Below are 24,903 nucleotides of genomic sequence, written 5' to 3'. Positions count from 1 at the left end.
AAGACAGCCCGAAGACTCCGGGACTATTACTACTGGAAGTCCCCAAAAATTTGTGACTATCCTTCACCCAGATAAGCCTTGATCACCTCAGGGTTGTTGCGAATATCCTGTGGTGAACCTGAAGCCAGAGGACGCCCCTGGTTAATGACATAAATCCGGTCAGAAATATCCATAACCAGCTTCATATCATGTTCAATCAGTAGCACAGTAACACCATGATCCTGTCGCAAATCAGAAATCAGCTCATCCAGCTCTGCTGTCTCATTGGGGTTGAGACCAGCGGCTGGTTCATCCAGCATCAATAACTCAGGCTGAGTCACCATACAACGGGCAATTTCCAGTCTGCGTTGCTGTCCATAAGCCAGATTACCCGCTTCACGATTGGCAAACCCGGTCAGACCGACTTTATCCAGCCAGAACTCAGCCCTTGCCATCGCTTGTTCTTCACTACGCCGATAATCCGAGGTCTTAAACAACCCTGCCAACAACCCTGTATTCAGATGTCGGTGCTGGGCAACCAAAAGATTTTCCAGCACGCTCATGCCCTTAAACAGACGCACATTCTGAAAGGTTCTCACAACACCGAGCCGGGCTATTTTATAACCCGGCATCTTTTCGATAGCCTGACCTTTGTATTGAACAGAGCCACCAGTCGCCTTATAAAAGCCCGTAAGACAGTTAAAAACGGTCGTTTTTCCGGCACCATTGGGCCCGATCATGGAAACAATTTCACCTGGACAGATTTTCAGCGCCATCTGATCTACAGCCAGCAGTCCGCCAAAGCGCATACTCAGATCAGAAACGTCCAGTAAACATTCACTCATTCTGATTCCTCCATTTACACGCTTTCAGCCAATGATGCCGTCTTGACCGGGCTGGCCGACTCAGACTTGCCTGATTTAATCTTGATATGAGGACGCTTCATGGGCATCAGACCTTCAGGACGCCAGACCATCATGCAAACCATCATCAACCCGAACATCAGCATTCGGTATTCCTGGAACTCACGGGCAAACTCAGGCAAAACGGTCATAATCACAGCGGCAAGAATGACACCGACCTGAGACCCCATTCCACCAAGCACAACAATGGCCAGAATGATGGCGGACTCAATAAAGGTGAACGACTCCGGACTGATAAAACCCTGACGGGCGGCAAAGAAGGTACCAGCAAAGCCAGCAAATGCAGCCCCTATAGTAAATGCAGACAGTTTGATGGCCGTAGGGTTCAGGCCCAGTGAACGACAGGCAATATCGTCTTCACGCAACGCTTCCCAGGCTCTGCCAATAGGCATTCGAAGCAGTCGATTGATCACAAACAGCGTGGCAATCACCAGCAACACTGCCAGTATGTACAGAAAAATCACCTTGTACTCACTGCTGTAATCAATACCAAAATATTCGTGGAAAGGAACATTCCCTTCTTCCTGCGCCCTGCGTCCAAATTCAAGGCCAAACAGAGTCGGTTTAGGAATCTGGCTAATACCATTGGGACCACCGGTAAATGTCGTCCAGTTGTTGAGCAAGATTCGAATGATTTCACCAAAACCCAGAGTTACGATGGCCAGATAATCGCCCCGAAGCCTGAGCACCGGAAAACCAAGAATAAAACCAAAGAAAGCCGCCAGAATACCACCCAGCACCAGACTGCTCCAGAAGTCGAGCCCCAAATATTGATTCAATAAGGCATAACTGTAGGCACCCACGGCATAAAAGCCGACATAGCCCAAATCAAGAAGACCGGCCAGGCCCACCACAATGTTCAGACCCAGCCCCAGCATGACGTAAATCAGGGCCAGAGTGGCGAGATCCACAGCCCCCCTGGAAACAAAGAATGGCCAGATCATCAATCCTGCTACTGCAAAGCAGATTAAAAAGGTCCTGGTCTCTTTGTTCCTGGTTGCTTTGGTCAGCTTTTCTGCATTAATAGATGGTAACTGTTGTTTTATTCCGGAAAGCCTCTGATCGATGAGGGCTCTGAACAGCTGGAAGAAGAAGACAGCAACCACACCGGCAGCTATCCAGGAGAGGGAAGAAGGATCGGCTAATGTCACCTCAAGTCCAACGCCCGAGGGCTCAAGACGAACCCCCATCATCAGGCTGGTTAGTATCAGCAAAACAACTGCCGAGAGTATTGCCGGAGTAAAGCGTAATGACTTCATACTTTTTCAACCTCCGGCTTGCCCAGAAGGCCGGTCGGCCTGAACAGAAGAATCAGAACGAGGAGACTGAAGGCGACAACGTCTTTATATTCCGCACTAAAGTAACCTGCGGTGAAGGCTTCCGTGACCCCCAGAATCAAACCACCCAGCACAGCTCCGGGTATACTTCCGATTCCTCCCAGCACCGCAGCAGTGAACGCTTTAAGACCTGCCATAAAGCCAATGTGGGGATTGATTACTCCGTAATACATGCCAAGCAATACACCGGCTACCGCAGCAAGAGCGGCCCCGATCACAAAAGTGATCGAAATAATCTGATGCGTGTTGATACCCAGCAGCCCGGTCATGCCAAGATCTTCAGCGCAAGCTCTGCAGGCCCGTCCCATTTTTGATCTGGAGATAAACAGAGTCAGGGCCGTCATGGCAATAAACGTCACCACAAATATAATTAACTGCATGTACGACACAGTGACATTAAAACCGTCTTCAGGACCAAAGGTCCAGCCACCACTGATCATGCTGGGCATGGCTATATCCCTTGACCCCTGGGCCAGGCGGACATAGTTCTGAAGGAAAATGGACATACCAATGGCAGAAATCAGGGCAATCAGCCGGTTGCTGTTCCTCAAAGGCCGATAGGCAACCCTTTCAACAGCAAAGCCATAGGTACTGGTGATAATGATGCTGATGACAAAGGCGGAAACCAGCATCAGAGAAACACTGTCTATTCCCATCATTGCTAACGCGGCCAGTACCGCAAAAGCGATGTAACTGCCAATCATGTAGATCTCACCATGAGCAAAATTGATCATGCCAATGATGCCGTAAACCATGGTATAACCGATAGCGATCAGTGCGTACGTACTGCCTATCGTCAGCCCGTTAAGCAGTTGCTGAATAAGGTAAAAACTTGAATCCCCCATTCCACGACCTCGTTTTTATTCTTGTGAAAACCCCTAATGCCAGGCTGATTCTCTCATACGACAACGGCTCTTGGTAGGGAAAGAGCAAAAGTAGTGCCTGTAGAAGTTACACCCACTATCCTGACACAGAGGGCCGCCCGCCCAAGCCAAAAGGCAGTAACCCAACCCTCGCTGAATACCTGCAAAAGCTTCTGCTATTGCCATTACCTATTAGACGACAATAACAATATGCCCTTACGATTCAGAGACTTCTATTTTTATAGTTTTCGAATGTGCAACCCTGAACGCCAGAGCTTGGGTAAACATATTTCGCTATTCGTTAATACTGAACTTTTGATGTACTCTAGCAGCATCAAAGTCAATCAATTGGTCACTTTTGCTGACTCACCTGCCAGCCAAAAGTTCAATCTGGTCAAGATATGCCCAACACCCAAACCTCTAACAACCTTGCCGCCTTCATCTGGTCCGTAGCCGACCTCCTGCGAGGCGATTTCAAGCAATCCCAGTACGGGCGCATCATCTTACCGTTTACCCTGCTGCGACGCCTGGAATGCGTTCTGGAGCCCACCAAGGAAGCAGTGGTTGCCCAGCACGAAAAAGTAAAGGCCATGAACCTGCCTGAAGAAGGCATGGAGAAGATGCTGCTGCGTGCTTCTGGATTGTCGTTTTTCAATACTTCACCCATGAACCTGTCGAAGATGGGTCAGGGCGATATCAAGGACAACCTTGAAAACTATGTCCTCTCCTTCTCCAAAGATGCCCGTGAAATCTTTGAGCATTTCAAGTTTGATGAGTTTGTAGGCAGCCTGAACGAAGCCAACCTGCTGTTCAAGGTACTGCGGAAGTTTGCCACCATCGACCTCAGCCCCAAGGCGATCAGCAACCACGATATGGGCTTGGTGTTTGAAGAACTGATCCGTCGCTTTGCCGAATCTTCCAACGAAACCGCCGGTGAACACTTTACCCCAAGGGATATTGTCGAGCTCACCACCTCACTGGTGTTTATGGAAGATGATGATGCTTTAACCAAAGAAGGGATCGTTCGCAGTATTTATGATCCAACGGCGGGTACAGGCGGCTTTCTCTCTGCGGGAATGGAGTACGTATACAAGCATAATACAAAAGCTCGTATGACGGCCTTTGGCCAAGAGCTGAACCCGGAGTCCTACGCCATCTGTAAAGCCGATATGCTGATCAAGGGTCAGGATGTCAGTCGCATCAAACTGGGCAACACTCTGTCGAACGATCACCTCAGTGGCGACCAGTTTGACTACATGCTGTCTAATCCGCCATTCGGGGTGGACTGGAAGAAGATCGAAGGCACCATTAAAGATGAGCATGAACACAAAGGCTACGACGGTCGCTTTGGCCCCGGCCTGCCAAGAGTGTCCGATGGTTCGCTGCTGTTCCTGATGCACCTGATCAGCAAGTTCAGGGACATCACACCAGAGAACCAGAACCCCAGCCGCATCGGCATTATCCTCAACGGTTCACCGCTATTTACCGGCAGTGCAGGCAGTGGTGAAAGCGAGATTCGCCGTTATATTCTCGAAGCCGACCTGCTCGAAGCCATTGTCGCCCTGCCCACAGACATGTTCTACAACACCGGTATCGCTACCTATGTGTGGGTGCTGACCAATAAAAAGTCCGATGAACGCAAAGGTAAAGTGCAGCTGATTAACGGCGTAAACCTGTGCGGCAAGATGCGTAAGTCCCTGGGCTCCAAGCGGAACATAATGAGCGAGACAGACCGTCGCATCATTACCCAAAACTTTGGAGCCTTTGCAGAAGCATCCGAAGAAAACTTTGCCGCCAAAATTTTCGACAGTCATGAATTCGGCTACCGTCGTATTACCGTGGAACGCCCACTTCGCCTGTCCGCCCAGATTACTGATGACGCGGTAACGGGTCTACGCTATGCACCCAGGCCGTATAACGCCGTTATGCGCTGGATGGTTGAGGAATTCGGCACAGAATGTCATACAATCCTGGCAGACAATGAAGAAGCCATCCGCACCAAAATCAAAAAAGACTTCAAAGAACTGAAAGAGAAGCAGATCAAAGAGGTACTGAACGACAAACTCTGGCTGTTCCAGCGGGGGCTGATGGAGAAAGCCCAAACTCTGCAAAATACAGTCGGAACGATACTGTCCAACGACTTTAACCAGTTCGATAAAGACCTGAAAGCCGCCCTTAAAGCCGCTAATTTGAAGTTGGATACCAGAGAGAAAAAGCAGTTCCTCGATGCCGTCACCTGCAAGAACCCCGAAGCCGAACCTGTTATCAAAAAGGTGCTGAATGAAGAAGTCCAATCGCTCTACGGCGCATTTGAATACCAAGGCAAAGTCGTCGAATTCCAGACCGATGGTGACCTGCGGGATAACGAGAACATTCCTCTTGACCCATCAATGCCCACTCATATCCTGATCGAAACCTACTTCAACCGGGAAGTGGCTCCCCATGTACCCGATGCCTGGGTCAATGCTGATAAATGCGATGCCCAGGATGGTGAGATTGGAATTGTGGGTTACGAGATTCCTTTTAACCGACACTTCTATGTGTATCAGCCGCCCCGTGCGCTGGAAGCCATTGATGCTGATCTGGATGCGGTGAGTGCTAGAATCATGAGTCTGTTAAAAGAGGTTCACTCATGAGCAAGCCAAAAAACAACATTAACCTGAGCCTGAATAAGGAATACAAAAGCTGGCTGAAAAACCTTAAACAGAAGGTGCTGGCAACCCAACTCAAGGCAGCCGTTCAGGTGAACTCCACTCTGCTGAATTTTTACTGGGAACTGGGGGAAGACATTGTTCGGCGGCAGGTTGAAGCAAATTGGGGTGATGGTTTTTTAAAGCAGCTGAATAAGGATTTAAGCAGCGAATTCCCTGATATTAAAGGCTTTTCCCTCAGCAACATCAAATACATCCGTCAGTGGCACCTGTTCTACCGAGATGAGGTTGAAAAAAGCCAACAGCTTGTTGGCCAATTAACGTCGATTCCCTGGGGACATAACCTGAAGATAATCAGCAAGTGCCAAACAACGGCTGAAGCTCTGTATTACGTGGGCAAAACCATAGAACATGGCTGGAGCCGAAACGTCCTCACTCACCAGATTGAAAGTGGACTTTGGCTGCGGAAGGGACAAGCGCCCAACAACTTCAATGCAACACTGCCTGCCGTCCAGTCCGACCTTGCAAAGCAAACCCTGAAAGACCCCTATATGTTTGACTTTCTTGCCTTCACTGATCATTACACAGAGCGAGAGCTGGAGCAGGGATTGATTAAGCATATCACTCAGTTTCTACTGGAATTGGGATCAGGTTTTGCCTACATGGGCAAGCAGTTTCATATACAGGTAGGGCAGCAGGATTTTTATATTGACCTCTTATTTTATCATGCACACCTGCATTGCTACGTAGTCATTGAACTGAAAGCGGGTGACTTCAGGCCGGAACACGCAGGCAAACTGAATTTTTATATCAAAGCAGTAGATGAACTGGTACGCAGGGAGGGCGATGCGCCGACTATCGGCATTCTGCTGTGTAAGAACAAGGACAAACTCGTGGCGGAATACGCCCTCAGCGATATTCAAAAGCCTATTGGTGTTTCGGAATACCAACTGACCCAATCACTGCCAGAAAATCTGCAATCGCAACTGCCCAGTATTGAAGAAATTGAGCAGGGGCTGGGGGGTGAATTGTGATGGGTGGAAACAGCCTTGAGCGCAAAAAATATGTGGCTTATCCGGAATATAAGGATTCTACTGAAGAATGGTTGGGGAAAGTGCCAGAGCATTGGGAAGTAATCCAAATTAAACGTTTAAGCCCGGTTAAGCGTGGTGCTTCTCCAAGACCAATAGATGATCCAAAGTATTTCGATGAGGTTGGAGAATATGCTTGGACTCGCATTGCGGATGTCACTGCATCTGATGTTTATTTGACTAAAGCACCACAACGACTATCCGACCTTGGCAGTTCATTGAGTGTAAAACTGGAGCCTGAGTCGCTCTTTTTGAGCATTGCAGGAACCGTTGGGAAACCATGTATTACTGGCATGAAAGCCTGTATCCATGATGGCTTTGTTTACTTTCCAGAATTAAAAATCCCGAGTAAGTTTCTGTTTTATGTGTTCGCTGGTGAGCAGGCTTACAAGGGACTGGGCAAGTTTGGTACACAGTTAAACCTCAATACTGACACTGTAGGTGGAATCAAAATTGGTTGCACAACAAATGAGGAGCTCAATCAGATTGTTACTTTCCTCGACCACGAAACCGCCAAAATCGACACCCTGATCGAAGAGCAGCAATCCCTGATCCGCCTGTTGAAAGAAAAACGACAGGCGGTGATCAGTCATGCCGTCACCAAGGGGCTGAACCCGGATGCACCGATGAAGGATTCCGGTGCGGAGTGGTTCACAGAGCTTCCTGGTCACTGGAAAGCAGGCAAGCTTGGTTACTTCTCTAAAATCACAAATGGTGCCACTCCATCTAGGGAGAACAGTGCCTATTGGAAAGATGGAACCATTGGCTGGCTGAATAGCTCAAAAGTTAATGATGTATATATTGATAAAGCTGATCAATTCATCACCCCATTAGCTCTCAGCCAGACAAGTGTCCAGGAAGTAGTAGAAAAGGACCTTGTTATTGCAATTACTGGAGAAGGGCAAACAAGGGGGCGGGTAGCAATTTGCCTAACCAATGCGACGATAAATCAGCATTTGGCTGCAATATCGATTACTAACCCGAACCTTAATCATGAGTTCCTTTTTTACTATCTGACTAGCCAGTACGAAAGGATCAGGTATGAATCTTCCGGAGCAGGTAGTACGAAAGGAGCAATTACTTGTGGTGACATTGTGTCCTATCCATTGCCCATTCCATCGATTGATGAGCAGTTAGAAATTGTCGAGTACATTTCAAACAAATTAGAGAAATTTGATTTACTTCTTCAGCTAGCGATTGAGCAGATTGAGTTTTTGAAAGAACGCCGCACCGCCCTAATCTCCGCCGCCGTCACCGGCAAAATCGACGTCCGTGACTGGGTCGCTCCGCCATAATATCTGAGCCTGCGATTGTCTCCGCACTTTGGAGACAATTTGAAAAAAGTCCCAATTTGAGACTAAAAGGTCTTTTTTTGGGACCTTGAAAAGTCCCAATATGAGACCTATAGTTCCCATATTGATACCTCTATAGGAACTTCGTCACTGTGTCATCCATTGCCTCCGTACTGTTCACCAAAACTCAGCAACGTCTGCTGGCTGTGCTCTACGGCAAGCCGGACTGCTCTTTTTATCTGAACGAGGTGGCAAGGCTGGCCGGGGTCGGCAAGGGCGCTGTGGTTCGGGAACTCAAGAAAATGACCGCAGCCGGATTGCTCACCACTCACCAGCAGGGTAACCAGCAGCATTATCAAGCCAACCCCGATAACCCCGTGTTTGAAGAGCTGAAAGCCATTACCCGCAAAACCTTTGGCGTACAGAGCGTGATTAAAGGGGCACTGTCGCCCGTTTTAAGTCAATGTGACATGGCATTTATTTATGGCTCGGTAGCAAAAGGACAGGAACACGCGGGCAGTGATATAGACGTTTTGCTGGTGGGGCATGATTTAAGTTATGGCGAGATTATGGAGCATCTGGAACCAGCAGAAAATCAGCTGGGGCGAATCATTAATCCTACACTGCTGACGCCTGAAGAATTCCAGCAAAGAGTAGACAGTCAGCAAAGTTTTGTCACACGACTTATGGAACAGCCCAAACTCTGGCTGACCGATCAACCCTTAACCGGAGACAAGCCATCGTGAAAGAGCTGGATAATCTGGTCAAAATCAACAAGCTCAAACAAGAACCCCCCGATGCACAGGAATTTACAGGGATGGTTCGGGCGGCTGAAACCAAACTCAAAGATGCTGCCATCAGTGGTTTATCCGTCGACAGCCAGTTTTCTCTGGCCTATAGTGCGGCCCATGCTTTGTCACTTGCTGCATTACGCTGGCACGGCTACCGCTCTGAAAGCCGTTATCTGGTGTTCCAGTGTTTGCAGCATACATTAGACTTGAGTCGTGCAAAATGGCGGGTTCTTGATCAATGCCACAACCATCGTAACCTGGCGGAATACGAAGGGCATCTGGATATTAACCCGCAACTGTTGAAAGAACTGATTCTGCTAACCCATGAGCTGTTAAATCTGGTTAAATCACTCCCTGAAATCTCTTAGCCCGGATATTTCATAAACTGCCCCGAATCTCGCGCACGACCACATGGATGTGGGAGGTAGGGCGACGCAGGATGCCAAAGCCGAGGACTTTGTCGCTCTAAGGGATTTTGCGAGGGAGCGCCGTACCGGGGAGTACGGTCGACTGAGCAAAACTCCCTTAGAGCGGCAAAGGACAAGCGAGATCGGGAGCACGTTTATGAAATATCCGGGTTAGGACGTCCGTGACTGGCAACCAGCAACAGAACAAAAAGAACACCCCACAGAGGCCACCGCATGAGCAAAACACCCGCTTCATCAAAAGAGCCAGACAACCTGTTCGGCGAAATCAAAGACCTGATACAAAGAGCCAAACAACGGGCAGCGGTGGCACTCAATGCCGAGATAACCACACTCTATTGGAAGGTCGGTCAGCGTATTCAGCAGGAAATCCTGAAGGGTAAGCGGGCAGACTACGGCAAACAGGTTATTTCCGACTTGTCCCGCCAGCTCTCCGGGCAGTTTGGTAAGGGCTGGAGCCCTCAGCAATTGAGACATTGTATTAAGTTTGCCGAAATCTGTGAGGCTGATGAAATTGTCTCTACAGTGTGGAGACAATTGAGCTGGTCACACCTGAAACTGTTGATTTACATTGATGACCCACTAAAACGCGAGTTCTATATGACCATGGCGATTCAGGAGCGATGGTCTGTCCGCACCTTCAGCGAGCGTATGGATTCCATGCTGTTTGAGCGTACTGCCTTATCCCGAAAGCCGGAAGAAACCATTGTTCACGATCTGAAAATGCTGAGGGATCAAGGGAAAGCCGATCAGGATATCGTTCTGAAAGACCCTTACATTCTGGATTTTCTTGAGCTTAATGATACCTACGTGGAAAAAGATCTTGAGGATGCTATTTTGCGGGAAATGGAGCATTTTCTGTTAGAAATGGGTATGGGCTTCACTTTTGTCGCACGCCAGCACCGAGTTCAAATTGATGAAGATGATTTTTATATTGATCTCTTGTTCTATAACCGAAAACTGAAGCGACTGGTTGCTATTGAACTGAAAACAGGCAAGTTTAAAGCTGAGTACAAAGGACAGATGGAGTTATATCTACGCTGGCTGAATAGATATGACCGTCAGCATGGAGAAGACCCCCCTATCGGCATCATTCTTTGTGCAGGTAAGAAGCAAAAGCAAATTGAATTACTTGAACTGGGTCAACTACCCGTCCCTAAAGGAACGGGCTTGTAAAAGCCCTTGTTGACTAGACCACTATTTAGGAGAGGCAAAAAATAGTAGACGTTATTTCGGATGTAGATACCTTGGAATGTCGCCTTAGTTCCTTGCTCTATCGTGGCTCTGTAAACAGTCTTATTGGGTTATAGACAGTCAACCACATTGCGAAGCCGTTATAACTGGTCGAAAGGAAGTCTGAAACTGGTTTGATCCTACAAACCAGCGTAAGCACAACTCGAAGGAGGTAGACTGAATGCTAGTTTACGTACTCAACAAGAATGGTGAACCATTAATGCCATGCAAGCCCCAACGGGCCAGAAAGCTCTTGAAAGAGGGTAAGGCTAGGGTTGTTTCAAGGACACCATTCACTATACAGCTACAGTTTGGCTCTACAGGCTATAAGCAAACTGTAGTGGCTGGTATGGATACCGGCTCTAAGGTTATCGGCTGTGCTGCTATATCTAACGGCAAGGTTGTATATCAGTCTCAAGTCAAGCTTAGAACCGATATTAAGAAAAAAATGGATCAAAGGAGAATGTATCGGAGCAATAGACGTAACAGAAAAACCCGATATAGAAAGCCCAGATTTTTGAACAGGAAAAACTCAACCATGTTTGGAAGGCTTCCACCTTCTGTAAGGTCTAAGGTTCAGTCCCATTTCAGGGAAAAGAAACAGGTTGAAATGATTTTACCTGTTACCCGATGGAATGTAGAAACGGCCAGTTTTGACATTCACAAGATAACCAACCCTGAAGTGTCGGGAAGGGGCTATCAGGAAGGAAAACAGAAGGATTATTACAACGTCAAAGCCTATGTCCTTGATCGTGATGGATACAAATGTCATTCAAAACAGAAGGTTAAGCATAGTGAAAAATTACACGTTCATCATATTGTATTTCGATCAAATGGTGGAACAGATGAGCCTGGTAACCTAATAACCCTATGTGAAAGGTGCCACAAGGATTTACACGATGGGAAATTTGAGATTAAGAGCCAGAAAAGCAAGACTAAACACGCCACCCAAGTCAGCACCATCAAGGAAGTGTTAAAGAAAAACTGGTCATTCAAAGAAACCTTTGGGTATGAGACAAAATTCAAGCGTGAAACGATTTTAAAATTACCCAAAACCCATTTCAATGATGCTGTAGCTATTTGCAGTGAACATGGGGAGTTGGTTGAACCGAGTCCAATTGTGTATAAGAAGGTTCATGTCTCTAAAGGTGACTATCAGTTACACAAAGGGCAGAGATCAGAAAAGAAAATTCCTGTTGGCAAGTTGTTTGGCATTAAAAAGTTCGACTATGTAAATACCCAAAAGGGTAAAGGATTTATCAAGGGTAGAATGTCTACAGGATATGCTGTATTGATGGATATAGAAGGTAAAACTACAATAACCAGCACAACAATTAAGAAGGGCTGTAAAAGGTTAAGCGCCAGAAGCACAACCCTGATCGACTTCGAACATTGTGCATAGCGAATCTTGGCGGATTCGTTGCTTACATCCCCCCGCTGAAGCGAGGGGTTTTACGCAAAATTCGATAAAACTGAATAGTGGAATCCTCGAATTGTCTCCGCAGTGTGGAGACAATTCAGCCAGATTGATACATTGTGCAAACACTGTCTGCATAATCCCTGAAAAGTCCCAGATAGAGACCTTCAGGTACCATTTTGAGACCTTGAAATATGGACAGTACCAGCGAATCCACCTTCCAGAATGATATGATCGCCCGCCTGCAAGCCAAAGGCTGGCTGCTGGGCAGTGGTGACCAGTACGACCGGGAAACGGCGTTGTATACCAGCGATGTACTGGATTTTGTCAAGAACACCCAGCCGAAGGAATGGCAAAAGTTCTGCAAAAGCTTTCCGGTGGATTCGGAGCAGCATTTTATCAGCCATCTGGTCAACCAGTTAAAAAAAGCCGATCCCAATGCCATTGATAAGGAACTTCGCAGCTTTGGCACCCTGGGCGTGTTGCGTCATGGCTTGAAGATTCGCAATGCCCGGTTCTCCCTCTGCCAGTTTATGCCGGAACATACCCTGAATCCGGATACGCTTGCCCGCTATAAAGAAAACCGTTGTCGTGTGGTGCCAGAGCTGGTTTACAGTCCTTATGTCAATCTTGTCCCCCCATCCCAACCTTCCCCCGAGGGGGAAGGCGTCGACGCACATCTGGCAGAAACCGGTAAAAAATCCAAGGCATGGCGCATTGACCTGGTGCTGTTTATCAACGGTCTGCCCGTGGCAACGCTGGAGCTGAAATCGGAATTCAAACAAGCTATTGAAAACGCTAAACGACAATATCAAAAGACCCGCCTGCCCAAAGACCCGGAAACCGGCAAGCCAGAACCGCTGCTGACCTTTAAACGGGGGGCGCTGGTGCATTTTGCCGTGAGTCAGTACGAAGTGTATATGGCGACTAAACTGGCGGGCAGCGATACCTTCTTTCTGCCGTTTAACAAAGGCACGGCGGAAGGCGGTGCAGGCAATGATATTCCCGAAAACAAGGATGAGTACGCCACCGAATACCTGTGGAACGAAGTGCTGCTGCCCGATAACCTGCTGAACATTATTGGTCGATTTGTGCATTTGCAGATCGAAGAAAAGGAAGACTGGGAAGGCCGCAAGTCGAAAAAGGAAACCCTGATCTTTCCCCGTTATCACCAATGGGATGTGGTGACCAAACTGATTGCGGCGGCCAAGGCGGAAGGCACGGGCAACAAGTACCTGGTGCAGCACAGTGCCGGTTCCGGTAAATCCAACTCCATTGCCTGGACCGCCCATCAGCTTTCTACCCTGTACGATGGCGAAGGCAACAAGCAGTTCCATTCGGTGATTGTGATTACCGACAGAACCGTGCTGGACGATCAGCTACAAGACACCATCTACCAGTTTGAACACGCCGACGGTGTGGTGGGGCGCATCAACAAAAAAGAAGGTGATGGCTCCAAGTCGGAGAAACTGGCAGCGGCCCTGGAGAGTGCTCAACCGATTATTATTGTCACCATTCAAACCTTCCCTTATGTATTGGCGGCCATTGAGAACAGTACCAGACTGAAGGAACGCCGGTACGCCGTGATTGCCGACGAAGCTCATTCGTCACAAACCGGCTCCACCGCCCGCAAACTGAAAGAAGTGTTGATGGTGGATGGTACTAATGACGGAGATGAGGACAAAGAGCTGTCTTCTGAAGATATGCTGGATGCCACCATTGCCTCACGCCGGGGCAGCAGCAATCTGAACTACTATGCGTTCACGGCAACACCCAAGGCGAAGACACTAGAGCTGTTTGGTCGCCTGCCCAAACCTGATGAGCCTGCTTCCGAGAAGAACCTGCCTGAAGCCTTCCATGTGTATTCCATGCGCCAGGCCATTGAGGAAGGCTTTATTCTCGACGTGCTGAAAAACTACACCAACTACAAGGTGGCCTATCAACTGGCCCAAAAAATAGAGGCCGATGACAAAGAGGTAGACAGCAAAAAAACCAAGGTAAAACTGAACCGCTGGGTGCGGCTCCATGAATACAATATTTCCCAGAAGGTGAAAGTCATCATCGAGCACTACAAAGAGCATGTTATGGGCTTGCTCGCTGGTCAGGCAAAGGCCATGGTAGTTACCAGTTCCCGCAAGGAAGCCGTGCGTTACAAGCTGGCGTTTGATAAATATCTTTCAGAGCACAAAAGTTCTATCGAGGTCATGATTGCCTTCTCCGGCGAAGTGGAATTTCATAAGGACGATCCGGACAGCTCTGCCCTGCTGGACCAAAAGTTCACCGAAACCAATATGAACCCAGCTCTAAAAGGCCGGGACATGCGCAAAGCATTCGATAGCGACGACTACCAGATCATACTGGTTGCCAACAAATTCCAGACTGGCTTTGATCAGCCGAAACTCTGCGCCATGTATGTAGACAGGCCCTTAGGTGGTGTGGAATGTGTGCAAACCTTGTCCCGTCTGAACCGTACCTATCCCGGCAAAGCCGAGTGCGGCACTTTTGTATTGGATTTTGTCAATGAGCCGGAAGAGATTCTGGCCGCATTCCAGCCGTATTACCAAATCGCTGAACTGGCGGATGTGACAGACCCGGATAAGGTATTCGACCTTTACGAAAAACTCCGTGCCAGCGGTATCTTTACCTGGAACGAAGTAGAACAGTTCTGCGAGGCTTTTCTTTCCAAGAGCAAAAGCAATGCAGCGGTGAGCAACATCTGCAAGCCCGCTGTGGATCGCTGGCAGAAGCGATACAGTTCTGCCATTGATGCTTATGTGCGTGCCAGGGAGATGTTCGAACGAACCAGGAAGACCAAAGATGCCGTGTTAATCGCTAATGCTGAAAACAGTTTCAAAGAGTGCAAGCTGGAAAAAGACCGGCTGGAAATCTTCAAGAAGGACTTAGGCACCTTTACCCGTTTCTACGAGTTTATGTCCCAGATTGTGGACTACGACAACAAAGATCTGGAAAAGCTCAGCCTTTATGCTCGCTACCTGCGCCCACTGCTCCGTGAAAAGGTCATTGAAGAAGATGATATTGACCTGGATAACGTGGTGATGAGCCATTACCGGTTGTCCAGGATTCGCCAGCAAGACATTGAACTGAAGGAAGACGCCGAGGGCTATGAACTGGAACCCTCCAGCGATGTCGGTTCAGCCAAACCAAAGGACAAGAAAGAAGAGTTCTTATCCCAGATTGTGGCACGACTGAATGAGCTGTTTATTACCGACAACCTCACCGATGCTGACTTGATCAACTACGCTTTTACCGTGCGGGACAAACTGGCCGAAAACGAAACGGTGATGAAGCAGATTGAGAACAATACGGCTGAACAAGCACTGCTTGGTGACTTCCCACAAGCCATTGATGATGCCGTGATGGACAGCAACGAGGCTCAACAGGAGATGATGTTGCAGTATCTTTCCAACCCGGAATTGGCTCGGGGCTTTGCTCGGGTTGTGTTTGATATGTTGAAGGGGTGAGTGAGTGCCCTGCACTGGGCTTCATTGCTGAAGTGCAGGGTAAGATTTCTATATTTGTTCTGACTCAAAGGACTTCAGCACCAGGAATAAATCCACCAGCTAGCGCGATCTGTGTTTTGATAGATTCTTCTGGACTGTTAGCCGCACCAACCCACTTTCTGATTTTCTCGATTTCTGAAATTGACATCCTCCCCGCAGTGAAGAGGCTGTCGCAAAACTCTGGTTCCCATGCTCCAGCGTGGGAACCCATACCCATCTCGCGCTGCAGAGTCCCCTTTTCAGGGGAGGTATGCATTCCCACGCAGAGCGTGGGTGTCGCAAAACTCTGTGTCGCAAAACTCTGTGGGAACGATTTGACTCCCATCATTCCCAGCTTCATTCCCATCATTCCCAGCTTCATTCCCGTCATTCCCAGCTTCATTCCCGTCATTCCCGCGAAGGCGGGAATCCAAACTGACTCACCACCAGAACCATACTGCCCGGTGCCCTCCTGGCCTTGTCATCCCCGAGAAGGCAGAGATCCACCGTTGGCGCTGGATTCCCGCCTTCGCGGGAATGACGACCTAAGAGCATGGGAACGAGCTGTTGGAGTTTTGCGACACCCTCAGAGCGTGAGAACGAGTTGTACCTGCATCCCCCATTCTACGACCTCGTTTTTATTCTTGTGAAAACCCCTAATGCCAGGCTGACTCTTTCATACGACAACGGCTCTTGTTAGGGAAGGAGCAAAAATAGGCAGCAGAATGCTGACATTGAATTCGGGCAATATCTCGACTAGGAGGCTGACCGAGAATAGCGCCCGTAGCGAGGACGGCAGAAAATTGAGGATGAAAATTCGGTTTTGTGAGGAGAATAGCGAGCTATTTGACGAACAAAAGCGGATTTTCAGACCAATTTGCTGCCGCCGCAGTAGGGCAGTCTATTCTCGGTCAGCCTCCTAGGTTTCAGCGATGCCAAAAGAGGTTCGTGCATGAGCAAACAAAAAAACACCGTCAACCTAAGCCTGAACGGCGAGTACAAAAACTGGCTGAAAACCTTGAAGCAGAAGGTACTGTCAACTCAGCTTAAAGCCGCTGTTCAGGTGAATTCGACCTTACTGGCTTTTTACTGGGAACTGGGGGAAGACATTGTTCGTCGACAGGCTCAGGCTAACTGGGGTGAAGGCTTCCTGAAACAACTCAGTAAGGACTTAATGTCGGATTTCCCTGAAATTAAGGGGTTTTCGGAGCGAAATCTTAAATATATTCGCCAATGGTTTCTTTATTACTCCGGGGAGCAGGCAATTGGGCAACAGCTTGTTGCCCAATTAACACAGGTACCCTGGGGACATAATTTGCAAATTATCAGCAAGTGTAAAAGTGTTCCAGAAGCCCTGTATTACGTGAGAAGTACCATTGAGCACGGTTGGAGCCGAAGCGTACTCACTCACCAGATAGAAAGCGACCTCTGGCAGCGAGATGGACAAGCCGTCAGTAACTTTAGTGCCACCCTGCCAGCCGTACAATCTGACATGGCGCAAGAAACTCTGAAAGACCCTTATGTATTTGATTTTCTCGCCCTGACCCAAAACTACAACGAACGTGAGCTTGAGAAAGGTTTGACCGAGCATATCACCCAGTTTTTGCTGGAATTAGGGGCTGGATTTTCTTATATGGGCAAACAATTTCATATACAGGTGGGACAACGGGATTTTTATATTGACCTGCTGTTTTACCATGTCCGGTTACATTGTTATGTGGTGGTTGAGCTGAAGACGGTAGATTTTGAACCGGAACATGCAGGCAAACTGAATTTTTATATCAGGGCCGTGGACGAACAACTGCGTAAAGAGGGCGATACGCCCACCATTGGCATTCTGCTGTGCAAGAACAAGGACAAACTCGTGGCAGAGTACTCTCTCAGTGATATGCAAAAGCCTATTGGCGTCTCGGAATACCAGCTCACTCAATCACTGCCGGAAAACTTGCAATCGCAACTACCCAGCGTGGAAGACATTGAACAGGGATTGGGAACTAAAAGATGAGACAGAAGCAGACCGACAACTGAACATTTCAGCGTCGGCCTATGCAAGCTATTCCCTGTAATGAAAATACCATCACAGTTACAGTCGACGGTATTTCCCGATCGGACTCTTATTTTGAAGCCTCAGACTTGGTACCGTCAGCGTGCCATTCGTAAACGACAAAACTGAAGTCTTTCAAGTCTCCCTTGCCATCGAAGGCCAGGTTGCCTGTTGGCGTACTGAAGGTGCTTGAACGCAGAACGTCGGCTACTTCTTCAGGGCTTTCACTCTTGGTCAGTTCCATGCCTTCAGCCATAACCTGAACAGCAGAATAGGAAGGGAATACGAAAGGACCGGATGAATCTTCACCTTTTGCCTCGAAGGCGGCTACCAGTTTGGCGTTGGCAGGGTCCTGATCAAAACTCTTCGGCAGTGTCACGAGCAAACCTTCTGAAGCCTGACCGGCAATGGCTGAAATATCCTTGTTGCCCACACCTTCAGGCCCCATGAATTTAGCCTTCAAACCCTTTTCTGCGCTTTGACGCAGAATCAGGCCCAGCTCAGGGTGGTAGCCACCGTAGTAAACAAAATCGACATCTTCCTTCTTCAATTTGGCAATGAGCGCTGAAAAGTCTTTGTCACCTGAAGTAACACCTTCAAAAACAGCCACATCAATACCGGCTTTTTCAACCGTATTCTTAACGGCTGTAGCAATGCCTTCACCATACTGTTGCTTGTCATGGATAACTGCCATACGCTCAGGCTTTATGCTCTCTACGATGTAGTTACCCGCAGTAGGTCCTTGCAGGCTATCGAGTCCGATTGTGCGGAATATCAGCTCATATCCACGACTGGTGATCTCCGGACTGGTGGAAGCGGGGGTGATCATCAGGATACCTTCATCTTCATAGATGTCGGTGGTAGGCTGGGTAGAAGCAGAACACAGATGCCCTACTACAAAACGGATATCGTCATTTACGATTTTGTTGGCAACCGCTACGGCCTGTTTGGGATCACAGGCATCGTCATAGACTACCGCTTCCAGCTGCTTACCATTGACGCCCCCCTGTTGGTTAATTTGCTCTACGGCCATCTTCGCACCGGTGAATTGCATATCACCATACTGGGCTACAGGACCTGTTACCGGGCCAGCCAGAGCAATTTTTATCGTGTCGGCGGCCTGAGCCAGACCGGAAGCCCCTGTTACGGCTGCAGATACCGCCAGAGCGGCCAGAGTTTTGTTCATTTTTCTTATCATGCTGTAGTTCTCTTGGAATGGAATTAATTCCATTTTCTCATTATCTAAATCCTTCTTTCTCTCGAAAAGTTATATTAAAGATTTTTTTCAGTCATAACAGCTTTTTTTCCAAACTTTTTTCTTCGACTTTTGTCTAAATCTATACGAACGTCTTAAGGCGGCAGAGCTATCACAGACCTAGAGTGAAAGCATTAAGGGAATACTCTAAACAAGGATGTAAGGAGAAGCAGTATGGATACGAATCAACATAATACTCAGGATAATGAACTGAAAACCGGCGAACTGATTATATTGTCACTTTCTTTAGGGAGCGTTCTGGCTTCGCTTCACTTCTTTTTGAACACCATTTTCTGACAACCATGGATTCAGGAAATCTTTGTTGTCCCATATTGGTGACAAATAATATTTCATAATAGAGGTCAGGGGAAATGGCCGGGTTTACACCCGGCCCGGGTTATTTAAGCCCTGATGGTTTTAACCCCTTCCGCAGTGCCCAGAAGCAACACATCAGCAGGTCGCGCCGCAAACAATCCATTGGTTACGACTCCCACAATCTGGTTGATCTTTTCTTCAAGACCCATGGCGTCAGTGATCTCCAGATTCCATACATCCAGAATGATATTACCATTATCAGTCATAACCCCTTCACGGTAAGCGGGGTCACCACCCAATTTAACCAATTCACGGGCAACATGACTGCGAGCCATGGGAATAACCTCGACAGGAAGCGGGAATTCACCCAGCACGTCTACCAGCTTGCTCTCGTCTGCAATACAGATAAACTCTTTCGCCACTGCAGCCACAATCTTTTCCCTTGTCAGGGCTGCTCCACCGCCTTTGATCAGGTGCAGGCGATTGTTAGACTCGTCAGCCCCGTCAATATAAAAGCGCAGTTCACTGATACTGTTCAGGTCATAAACCGGAATCCCGTGCTGTTTCAGACGATCAGCAGAAGCCTCTGAACTGGCTACGCAACCATCAAAACTGTTTCTGTGTTCTGCCAGAGCATCAATAAAGAAATTGGCCGTGGAACCAGTGCCAATACCGATAATCATATCTTCTTCCAGATGAGGGAGGATCCGCTGCAATGCAGCCTCGGCAGTCGCCTTCTTCAGCTCGTCCTGGGTCATGTCTCTACCTTGCGGTCATGTACAATGAAGCCAGGGATTATACCCCCGGAAACGATCCCCCGCTGAACTAAATACTTCAAATTCCGTATAACCTTTTGTTACTTGAAAACGATAAAAGATTGTTTCTTGTACACATGCCTGTTTAGAATCAGTCCAACCAAGATAAATTATTACGAAAGTGAAGTCCCATGCCTCATCAGTACATAAGAATGATTCTCGAAGCCAAAGTTTATGATGTGGCAATCGAGACTCCTATTCATGAGGCTCCTTTTCTCAGCAAGCGTTTGAATAATCAGGTTTTTCTGAAGCGTGAAGACCTGCAACCCGTATTCTCATTTAAAATCCGGGGCGCTTATAACAAGATGGCCCAGTTAACCGCTGAAGAAAAAGCCTGCGGAGTGACCTGTGCTTCTGCCGGCAATCATGCCCAGGGCGTGGCCATGGCAGCCAAGACCATGGGAATCGAAGCCGTTATCGTGATGCCCGGCACCACCCCTGAAATAAAGTACAAAGCCTGCGAGGCCAGAGGGGCAAAGGTCATCCTTCATGGTGATACCTTTGATCAGGCACTGGCTTACTCCATGAAACTCGTTGAAGAACAGGGCTATACCTTTATTCATCCTTATGATGATCCCTACACTATCGCCGGTCAGGGCACGATCGGCATGGAAATTCTGCGTCAGCATTCCGGTCAGCTCGATGCGGTTTTTGTACCCGTCGGCGGAGGTGGTTTGGCCGCAGGCATAGCGACCTATATCAAGTACCTGCGCCCTGATATCAAGATCATCGGCGTTGAGTATGAAGAATCTGCCTGTCTGAAAGCAGCTCTGGAAGCTGATGAGCGAGTGACCTTGCCCCATGTGGGTCTTTTTGCTGACGGCATTGCTGTGGCTCAGATCGGCGAAGAAACCTTCAAGCTCTGCCGGAAATACATTGATGAAGTGATCACGGTCAGCTCTGATGAAATATGCGCATCCATCAAGGATATCTTTGATGATACCCGTTCGGTTTGTGAGCCTGCCGGTGCGGCAAGTGTGGCTGGCCTGAAAAAATATGTCAGCGAGACAGGTGCCTGCAATCAGAAACTGATGGCTATAGCCAGTGGCGCCAATATCAACTTTGATCGTCTGCGTTATGTTTCCGAACGTGCGGAATTAGGTGAGAAGCGAGAAGCGATCATCGCTGTCACCATCCCTGAACAACCCGGCAGTTTCAAAAAATTCTGTGAAACCCTTGGTAAAAGGAATATCACCGAATTCAACTATCGCTTCCACGACCCCAAAAATGCCCGAATCTTTGTAGGTGTCCAGGTTCATCCTGATCAAATGCCCATTGATAATCTGATCCATGAGTTGCAAGAGAAAGGTTATCCGGTAGAGAACCTGACCGACAACGAGATGGCTAAGTTGCATGTTCGTCACATGGTAGGCGGCCATAGTAAAGCTGTGAAGGATGAGGTGGTTTATTGTTTTGAATTCCCGGAACGTCCGGGTGCCTTGCTCAACTTCCTGAACAAATTGGGTGACCAATGGAACATCAGTATGTTCCACTACCGGAATCACGGCGCTGCCTATGGCCGTGTTGCTGTCGGTCTGGAAGTACCAGAAATGGAGAGACCACACATCGCAAAATTTCTGGCTGAGCTGGACTATTACTACTGTGAAGAAACGGATAACAAGGCTTATCAGGCGTTTTTGGGGTGATGACCCGCTGAGATGCCGGGTTTATTATCCAGGACTCAATTTCTCTCAGGAACAAAGCATTGGATAACCGGGATAGGGCGAAGCCTCACAGCTACGCTCCTCCCACAACACCCAGTTTACGGGTCCGTACTGGGCGTTTCGGTCAGTTAAGCAGCCAATAATCTAATCAAACCTAATTCATCGAACCAACTATTCGGCAATGTTAAGTGCAGCGCAGGACTCCGGCATACTCGCAACTGCCCTTTGCTAGATCCTACCGTCTGTCTCGTCAGTTCATCACTGACTCCCCGCCTTCTCAGCTCCGCATAACGCTTCGGACTTTTCTCCCATTGACACCAGAGCATAGTCTCGTTGGAATACAATTACTCAAGTATTATTACCATGGTCGTGATACCACTTGGCACACCTAGTAGCATCTGGTGCATCGGCAGACTGCCAGACTATAGGGTAATACTGCCACTCATTGTTATATTGGCTGACCATTTTGTTATGAACTTTATATAGGGTTGTGACTCCGAACAACATCAATCAATAAAAGAAAAGGAGTTGCATCATGACGACACCGGTCAGCAATATTTCAAATAAAAGATTGCTCTCAACAACAGATATGGCTTCAACACAAAACCCGTACAATTCACAAACATCTGGAGCAACGTGTTATAACAGGTCTGTGGAGTGTTTAGAGCCATCAGTATCTATAAAAATTGATAGATCCAAAAAAAGAGAGACTGCTTTCGTTGGGTTTCATGAGAGAGGCTTGAAGAATAGAGTGGTATTAAAGCATATCCCTTTTGAAATAGACGGCACTGTGTTTAATTATATCGATGGCAATAAAAGAGATGATGAGCTGGCAAAAAAAATGATTGACATTAGTGACGACAGGCCAAAAAGCTCTTTCACTTTTAATATCAAAACACAAAATGGCAATCACGACTATGCACCTTCACATCTATGGCAAAAGCAATTCTTAAAATGTGTAAACTCAGGATTGCAGATTTATTTCGATGATTGCCCTCCAGATAGATTAGTCCCTTTCTTAGGAAATAAGACAGTTGCTGAGATTTATAAAGGTAAAAAAATCCCAGCAACTTGCTATCAGTTTGTGAACTTTATGGAGTTTAATTCAACTTCATTTCTAGATAAATTCCGCAACGAGTATACAAACTTAAAAACTTTAGATACAAACAATCAATTCACTCCTATTGCAATTTTAAAAAACAACGATCCCGTTCATACATTTATTCACATTGGAGATAATGTTTGCATAGGTAAACTGGGGGACGGGAATATTTTTTTCCATACTGCTGAAGATATATTGAGTCATTATCAGGAATCTTTTGAAACTCCTTTGCGTTTGGCGATTGCAAATATTCAACCTTTACAGTTGTGTGGCAACCAACGTCACACTCACTGGCAAAGTCAAGCGCAGCACACAGCTTAGGTTGATTAAGATCCGGCCTTATTGCGTTTAACTCGCTGTAAGACTCTTGTTAAATTATTGGGGTTGGTGATACGTTCCATCAGGCTCGTACCACCCGCCGGGCTTTCGTAATCCTGTGATACCGACACGACCTCAGCTCTCATAGCCTCGCAGCCTCCGTTTCCGCCGTGACCACTTGGTATGAGTTCCAGTGTTTGCTGGACTTGTCTGCGTCCGGTATATCGAATGACAAAAACTACTCACCACTCTTTACCGTTCGGGCCTTTACTGACATACGCCAGCTACTATGCCGTCTGCTGACTTCTGTGTAGCGATCAGGACACCTTACGATGACCTCAGTCTGAAATGTCAGACACTACACAGACCTCCCGAGGTAAGTCACACCGCCTTCACTGGACAACTGCCGGATCTACTGCCTGAATGTCCGGATGAGTATGGGACTTCGTTATCAATTGCTAACTCGTCCCGACGCAGACAGCCTCATATCCGATTTCTGTTCGTCAGCTCGCAGTTTTGCTCCACACTGCCTTCAGCCTGCACCTCGCGATACAAACCTTGTATTTCGCTAACCCTTCGCCCTCATCTGGCTGAGCAGGGGACTTTCACCCCCAAGCTGTGCAACATGCTCGACACACAGCAAAAACCCCGGTCAATCTCTCAACCGGGGTTTTGCTTTATTCAATGCCTGGCGATGACCTACTCTCACATGGGGAAGCCCCACACTACCATCGGCGATGTGTCGTTTCACTTCCGAGTTCGGGATGGGATCGGGTGGTTCCAACACTCTATGGTCACCAGGCAAAACTGGTCGAGCCGTTGGCTCTCGAGCTGGAAGCTTTAAGCTGGAGGCTTGAAGCTGTTTCTCGAAAACTAAGGCTCTGGAATCCAAATCTCTTTTAAGCTGTGTCGTCTATTCTTGCTCAACACTCTCGTTCACTGTGTACGGCTTCAAGCTTCCAGCTTCAGGCTTCCAGCTTTTGCTGGGAGCTTCGCTGCGCAAATCGCTTTGGCGTTATATGGTCAAGCCTCTCGAGTCATTAGTACGGGTTAGCTCAACGCCTCACAACGCTTACACACCCCGCCTATCAACGTCATAGTCTTTAACGTCTCTTATGGGCCTTGCGGCCAGGGAAGTCTCATCTTGAAGGGGGCTTCCCGCTTAGATGCTTTCAGCGGTTATCCCGTCCGAACTTAGCTACCGGGCAATGCGTCTGGCGACACAACCCGAACACCAGTGGTTCGTCCACTCCGGTCCTCTCGTACTAGGAGCAGCTCTCCTCAAACTTCCAACGTCCACGGCAGATAGGGACCGAACTGTCTCACGACGTTCTAAACCCAGCTCGCGTACCACTTTAAATGGCGAACAGCCATACCCTTGGGACCGGCTTCAGCCCCAGGATGTGATGAGCCGACATCGAGGTGCCAAACACCGCCGTCGATGTGAACTCTTGGGCGGTATCAGCCTGTTATCCCCGGAGTACCTTTTATCCGTTGAGCGATGGCCCTTCCATTCAGAACCACCGGATCACTATGACCTACTTTCGTACCTGCTCGAGATGTACCTCTCGCAGTCAAGCTGGCTTGTACCATTACACTAACCGCACGATGTCCGACCGTGCTTAGCCAACCTTCGTGCTCCTCCGTTACTCTTTGGGAGGAGACCGCCCCAGTCAAACTACCCACCACACAATGTCCCCGATCCTGCTAAAGGACCTGGGTTAGAACCTCAATATTGCCAGGGTGGTATTTCAAGGTTGGCTCCATGCAGACTGGCGTCCACACTTCAAAGCCTCCCACCTATCCTACACAAGCAACATCAAGATCCACTGTGAAGCTGTAGTAAAGGTTCACGGGGTCTTTCCGTCTAGCCGCGGATACACTGCAT

At 48.1% G+C, this 24,903-nt stretch carries 20 protein-coding genes and 2 rRNA genes (1 of these 22 cut by a window edge); 13 read left to right on the top strand and 9 right to left on the bottom strand.

What is annotated here, in order from left to right; translation table 11 throughout:
• Positions 1 to 56 precede the first annotated feature (56 nt).
• Genes livG through livH form a run of 3 tightly spaced genes read right to left on the bottom strand, consistent with a single transcriptional unit; the run spans position 57 to position 3,084 of the window.
• Positions 57 to 824 (bottom strand): high-affinity branched-chain amino acid ABC transporter ATP-binding protein LivG, encoded by a 768-nt coding sequence (livG, locus tag ACOJUN_RS12855; RefSeq protein WP_422136989.1) that lies wholly within the window; start codon positions 822 to 824, stop codon positions 57 to 59.
• 14 nt (positions 825 to 838) lie between these two features.
• A complete protein-coding gene (locus tag ACOJUN_RS12850; protein WP_422136988.1) occupies positions 839 to 2,161 on the bottom strand; it encodes a high-affinity branched-chain amino acid ABC transporter permease LivM in 1,323 nt (440 codons plus the stop codon).
• Positions 2,158 to 3,084: a high-affinity branched-chain amino acid ABC transporter permease LivH gene (livH, locus tag ACOJUN_RS12845; protein WP_422136987.1), complete on the bottom strand. Its 927-nt coding sequence runs from the start codon at positions 3,082 to 3,084 to the stop codon at positions 2,158 to 2,160. The genes ACOJUN_RS12850 and livH overlap by 4 nt, the downstream gene beginning before the upstream one ends.
• 419 nt (positions 3,085 to 3,503) lie before the next feature.
• Between livH and ACOJUN_RS12840 the strand changes: the two genes are divergently transcribed.
• The 8 genes from ACOJUN_RS12840 to ACOJUN_RS12805 all read left to right on the top strand — a co-directional run bounded on the left by ACOJUN_RS12840 (position 3,504) and on the right by ACOJUN_RS12805 (position 15,484).
• Positions 3,504 to 5,738, top strand: a complete 2,235-nt coding sequence (locus ACOJUN_RS12840; protein WP_422136986.1) for a type I restriction-modification system subunit M — start codon at positions 3,504 to 3,506, stop codon at positions 5,736 to 5,738.
• Positions 5,735 to 6,787 carry a PDDEXK nuclease domain-containing protein gene (locus ACOJUN_RS12835; protein ID WP_422136985.1) on the top strand — a complete coding sequence of 351 codons (1,053 nt, stop codon included), beginning with the start codon at positions 5,735 to 5,737 and terminating at the stop codon, positions 6,785 to 6,787. The genes ACOJUN_RS12840 and ACOJUN_RS12835 overlap by 4 nt, the downstream gene beginning before the upstream one ends.
• Positions 6,787 to 8,139, top strand: a complete 1,353-nt coding sequence (locus tag ACOJUN_RS12830; protein ID WP_422136984.1) for a restriction endonuclease subunit S — start codon at positions 6,787 to 6,789, stop codon at positions 8,137 to 8,139. Before ACOJUN_RS12835 ends, ACOJUN_RS12830 begins: the two co-directional genes overlap by 1 nt.
• 149 nt (positions 8,140 to 8,288) lie before the next feature.
• A complete protein-coding gene (locus ACOJUN_RS12825; RefSeq protein ID WP_257274976.1) occupies positions 8,289 to 8,882 on the top strand; it encodes a nucleotidyltransferase domain-containing protein in 594 nt (197 codons plus the stop codon).
• Positions 8,879 to 9,295: a hypothetical protein gene (locus ACOJUN_RS12820; protein WP_422136983.1), complete on the top strand. Its 417-nt coding sequence runs from the start codon at positions 8,879 to 8,881 to the stop codon at positions 9,293 to 9,295. Before ACOJUN_RS12825 ends, ACOJUN_RS12820 begins: the two co-directional genes overlap by 4 nt.
• A 273-nt stretch (positions 9,296 to 9,568) precedes the next feature.
• Positions 9,569 to 10,528, top strand: coding sequence for a PDDEXK nuclease domain-containing protein (locus tag ACOJUN_RS12815; RefSeq protein WP_422136982.1), 960 nt, complete (start codon positions 9,569 to 9,571; stop codon positions 10,526 to 10,528).
• Positions 10,529 to 10,766: 238 nt separating this feature from the next.
• Positions 10,767 to 11,987 carry an RNA-guided endonuclease IscB gene (iscB, locus tag ACOJUN_RS12810; RefSeq protein WP_422136981.1) on the top strand — a complete coding sequence of 407 codons (1,221 nt, stop codon included), beginning with the start codon at positions 10,767 to 10,769 and terminating at the stop codon, positions 11,985 to 11,987.
• Between the two features lie 209 nt (positions 11,988 to 12,196).
• Positions 12,197 to 15,484, top strand: coding sequence for a type I restriction endonuclease subunit R (locus ACOJUN_RS12805; protein ID WP_422136980.1), 3,288 nt, complete (start codon positions 12,197 to 12,199; stop codon positions 15,482 to 15,484).
• A 64-nt stretch (positions 15,485 to 15,548) separates the two neighbouring features.
• Here the strand turns inward: ACOJUN_RS12805 and ACOJUN_RS12800 are convergent, their stop codons facing one another.
• Positions 15,549 to 15,851 carry a hypothetical protein gene (locus ACOJUN_RS12800; RefSeq protein WP_422136979.1) on the bottom strand — a complete coding sequence of 101 codons (303 nt, stop codon included), beginning with the start codon at positions 15,849 to 15,851 and terminating at the stop codon, positions 15,549 to 15,551.
• Between ACOJUN_RS12800 and ACOJUN_RS12795 the strand changes: the two genes are divergently transcribed.
• Positions 15,838 to 16,152 (top strand): hypothetical protein, encoded by a 315-nt coding sequence (locus ACOJUN_RS12795; protein WP_422136978.1) that lies wholly within the window; start codon positions 15,838 to 15,840, stop codon positions 16,150 to 16,152. The genes ACOJUN_RS12800 and ACOJUN_RS12795 overlap by 14 nt on opposite strands.
• A 302-nt stretch (positions 16,153 to 16,454) precedes the next feature.
• On the top strand, positions 16,455 to 17,507 hold the full coding sequence (locus ACOJUN_RS12790) for a PDDEXK nuclease domain-containing protein (protein WP_422136977.1): 1,053 nt from the start codon (positions 16,455 to 16,457) through the stop codon (positions 17,505 to 17,507).
• A 109-nt stretch (positions 17,508 to 17,616) separates the two neighbouring features.
• Here ACOJUN_RS12790 and ACOJUN_RS12785 read toward each other — a convergent pair whose 3' ends face one another.
• Positions 17,617 to 18,744: a branched-chain amino acid ABC transporter substrate-binding protein gene (locus ACOJUN_RS12785; RefSeq protein ID WP_422136976.1), complete on the bottom strand. Its 1,128-nt coding sequence runs from the start codon at positions 18,742 to 18,744 to the stop codon at positions 17,617 to 17,619.
• A 231-nt stretch (positions 18,745 to 18,975) separates the two neighbouring features.
• Between ACOJUN_RS12785 and ACOJUN_RS12780 the strand changes: the two genes are divergently transcribed.
• Positions 18,976 to 19,098 carry a hypothetical protein gene (locus ACOJUN_RS12780; RefSeq protein WP_422136975.1) on the top strand — a complete coding sequence of 41 codons (123 nt, stop codon included), beginning with the start codon at positions 18,976 to 18,978 and terminating at the stop codon, positions 19,096 to 19,098.
• 104 nt (positions 19,099 to 19,202) lie between these two features.
• Here ACOJUN_RS12780 and rpiA read toward each other — a convergent pair whose 3' ends face one another.
• Positions 19,203 to 19,874, bottom strand: coding sequence for a ribose-5-phosphate isomerase RpiA (gene rpiA / locus ACOJUN_RS12775; protein WP_422136974.1), 672 nt, complete (start codon positions 19,872 to 19,874; stop codon positions 19,203 to 19,205).
• Between the two features lie 188 nt (positions 19,875 to 20,062).
• On the opposite strand from rpiA, the gene ilvA reads away from it, so the two are divergent.
• Together ilvA and ACOJUN_RS12765 are read left to right on the top strand one after the other, a co-directional pair.
• Positions 20,063 to 21,577 (top strand): threonine ammonia-lyase, biosynthetic, encoded by a 1,515-nt coding sequence (gene ilvA / locus ACOJUN_RS12770; RefSeq protein ID WP_422136973.1) that lies wholly within the window; start codon positions 20,063 to 20,065, stop codon positions 21,575 to 21,577.
• A 553-nt stretch (positions 21,578 to 22,130) separates the two neighbouring features.
• Entirely contained in the window at positions 22,131 to 23,018 is an 888-nt protein-coding gene (locus ACOJUN_RS12765; protein ID WP_422136972.1) for a hypothetical protein, read from the top strand.
• 5 nt (positions 23,019 to 23,023) lie between these two features.
• Here ACOJUN_RS12765 and ACOJUN_RS12760 read toward each other — a convergent pair whose 3' ends face one another.
• The 3 genes from ACOJUN_RS12760 to ACOJUN_RS12750 all read right to left on the bottom strand — a co-directional run.
• Positions 23,024 to 23,161, bottom strand: a complete 138-nt coding sequence (locus ACOJUN_RS12760; protein WP_422136971.1) for a hypothetical protein — start codon at positions 23,159 to 23,161, stop codon at positions 23,024 to 23,026.
• A gap of 540 nt (positions 23,162 to 23,701) precedes the next feature.
• A 5S ribosomal RNA gene (gene rrf / locus ACOJUN_RS12755) occupies positions 23,702 to 23,817 on the bottom strand.
• A 217-nt stretch (positions 23,818 to 24,034) separates the two neighbouring features.
• Positions 24,035 to 24,903, bottom strand: a 23S ribosomal RNA gene (locus ACOJUN_RS12750) (it continues 2,613 nt past the right edge of the window).

This window comes from Endozoicomonas sp. ALD040 (assembly GCF_049275945.1).
GTDB lineage: Bacteria > Pseudomonadota > Gammaproteobacteria > Pseudomonadales > Endozoicomonadaceae > Endozoicomonas_A.
This window is presented reverse-complemented; position numbering and strand designations above follow the sequence as displayed.

What these genes read in the sequence shown, in the direction of transcription:
- ACOJUN_RS12780 (WP_422136975.1), top strand. Translation starts at nt 18,976, where the DNA reads ATGGATACGAATCAACATAATACTCAGGATAATGAACTGAAAACCGGC.
- livG (WP_422136989.1), bottom strand. Translation starts at nt 824, where the DNA reads ATGAGTGAATGTTTACTGGACGTTTCTGATCTGAGTATGCGCTTTGGC.
- rpiA (WP_422136974.1), bottom strand. Translation starts at nt 19,874, where the DNA reads ATGACCCAGGACGAGCTGAAGAAGGCGACTGCCGAGGCTGCATTGCAG.
- ACOJUN_RS12800 (WP_422136979.1), bottom strand. Translation starts at nt 15,851, where the DNA reads ATGATGGGAGTCAAATCGTTCCCACAGAGTTTTGCGACACAGAGTTTT.
- ACOJUN_RS12835 (WP_422136985.1), top strand. Translation starts at nt 5,735, where the DNA reads ATGAGCAAGCCAAAAAACAACATTAACCTGAGCCTGAATAAGGAATAC.
- ACOJUN_RS12760 (WP_422136971.1), bottom strand. Translation starts at nt 23,161, where the DNA reads ATGAGAGCTGAGGTCGTGTCGGTATCACAGGATTACGAAAGCCCGGCG.
- ilvA (WP_422136973.1), top strand. Translation starts at nt 20,063, where the DNA reads ATGCCTCATCAGTACATAAGAATGATTCTCGAAGCCAAAGTTTATGAT.
- ACOJUN_RS12850 (WP_422136988.1), bottom strand. Translation starts at nt 2,161, where the DNA reads ATGAAGTCATTACGCTTTACTCCGGCAATACTCTCGGCAGTTGTTTTG.
- ACOJUN_RS12785 (WP_422136976.1), bottom strand. Translation starts at nt 18,744, where the DNA reads ATGATAAGAAAAATGAACAAAACTCTGGCCGCTCTGGCGGTATCTGCA.
- iscB (WP_422136981.1), top strand. Translation starts at nt 10,767, where the DNA reads ATGCTAGTTTACGTACTCAACAAGAATGGTGAACCATTAATGCCATGC.
- livH (WP_422136987.1), bottom strand. Translation starts at nt 3,084, where the DNA reads ATGGGGGATTCAAGTTTTTACCTTATTCAGCAACTGCTTAACGGGCTG.
- ACOJUN_RS12815 (WP_422136982.1), top strand. Translation starts at nt 9,569, where the DNA reads ATGAGCAAAACACCCGCTTCATCAAAAGAGCCAGACAACCTGTTCGGC.
- ACOJUN_RS12765 (WP_422136972.1), top strand. Translation starts at nt 22,131, where the DNA reads ATGACGACACCGGTCAGCAATATTTCAAATAAAAGATTGCTCTCAACA.
- ACOJUN_RS12840 (WP_422136986.1), top strand. Translation starts at nt 3,504, where the DNA reads ATGCCCAACACCCAAACCTCTAACAACCTTGCCGCCTTCATCTGGTCC.
- ACOJUN_RS12790 (WP_422136977.1), top strand. Translation starts at nt 16,455, where the DNA reads ATGAGCAAACAAAAAAACACCGTCAACCTAAGCCTGAACGGCGAGTAC.
- ACOJUN_RS12830 (WP_422136984.1), top strand. Translation starts at nt 6,787, where the DNA reads ATGGGTGGAAACAGCCTTGAGCGCAAAAAATATGTGGCTTATCCGGAA.
- ACOJUN_RS12805 (WP_422136980.1), top strand. Translation starts at nt 12,197, where the DNA reads ATGGACAGTACCAGCGAATCCACCTTCCAGAATGATATGATCGCCCGC.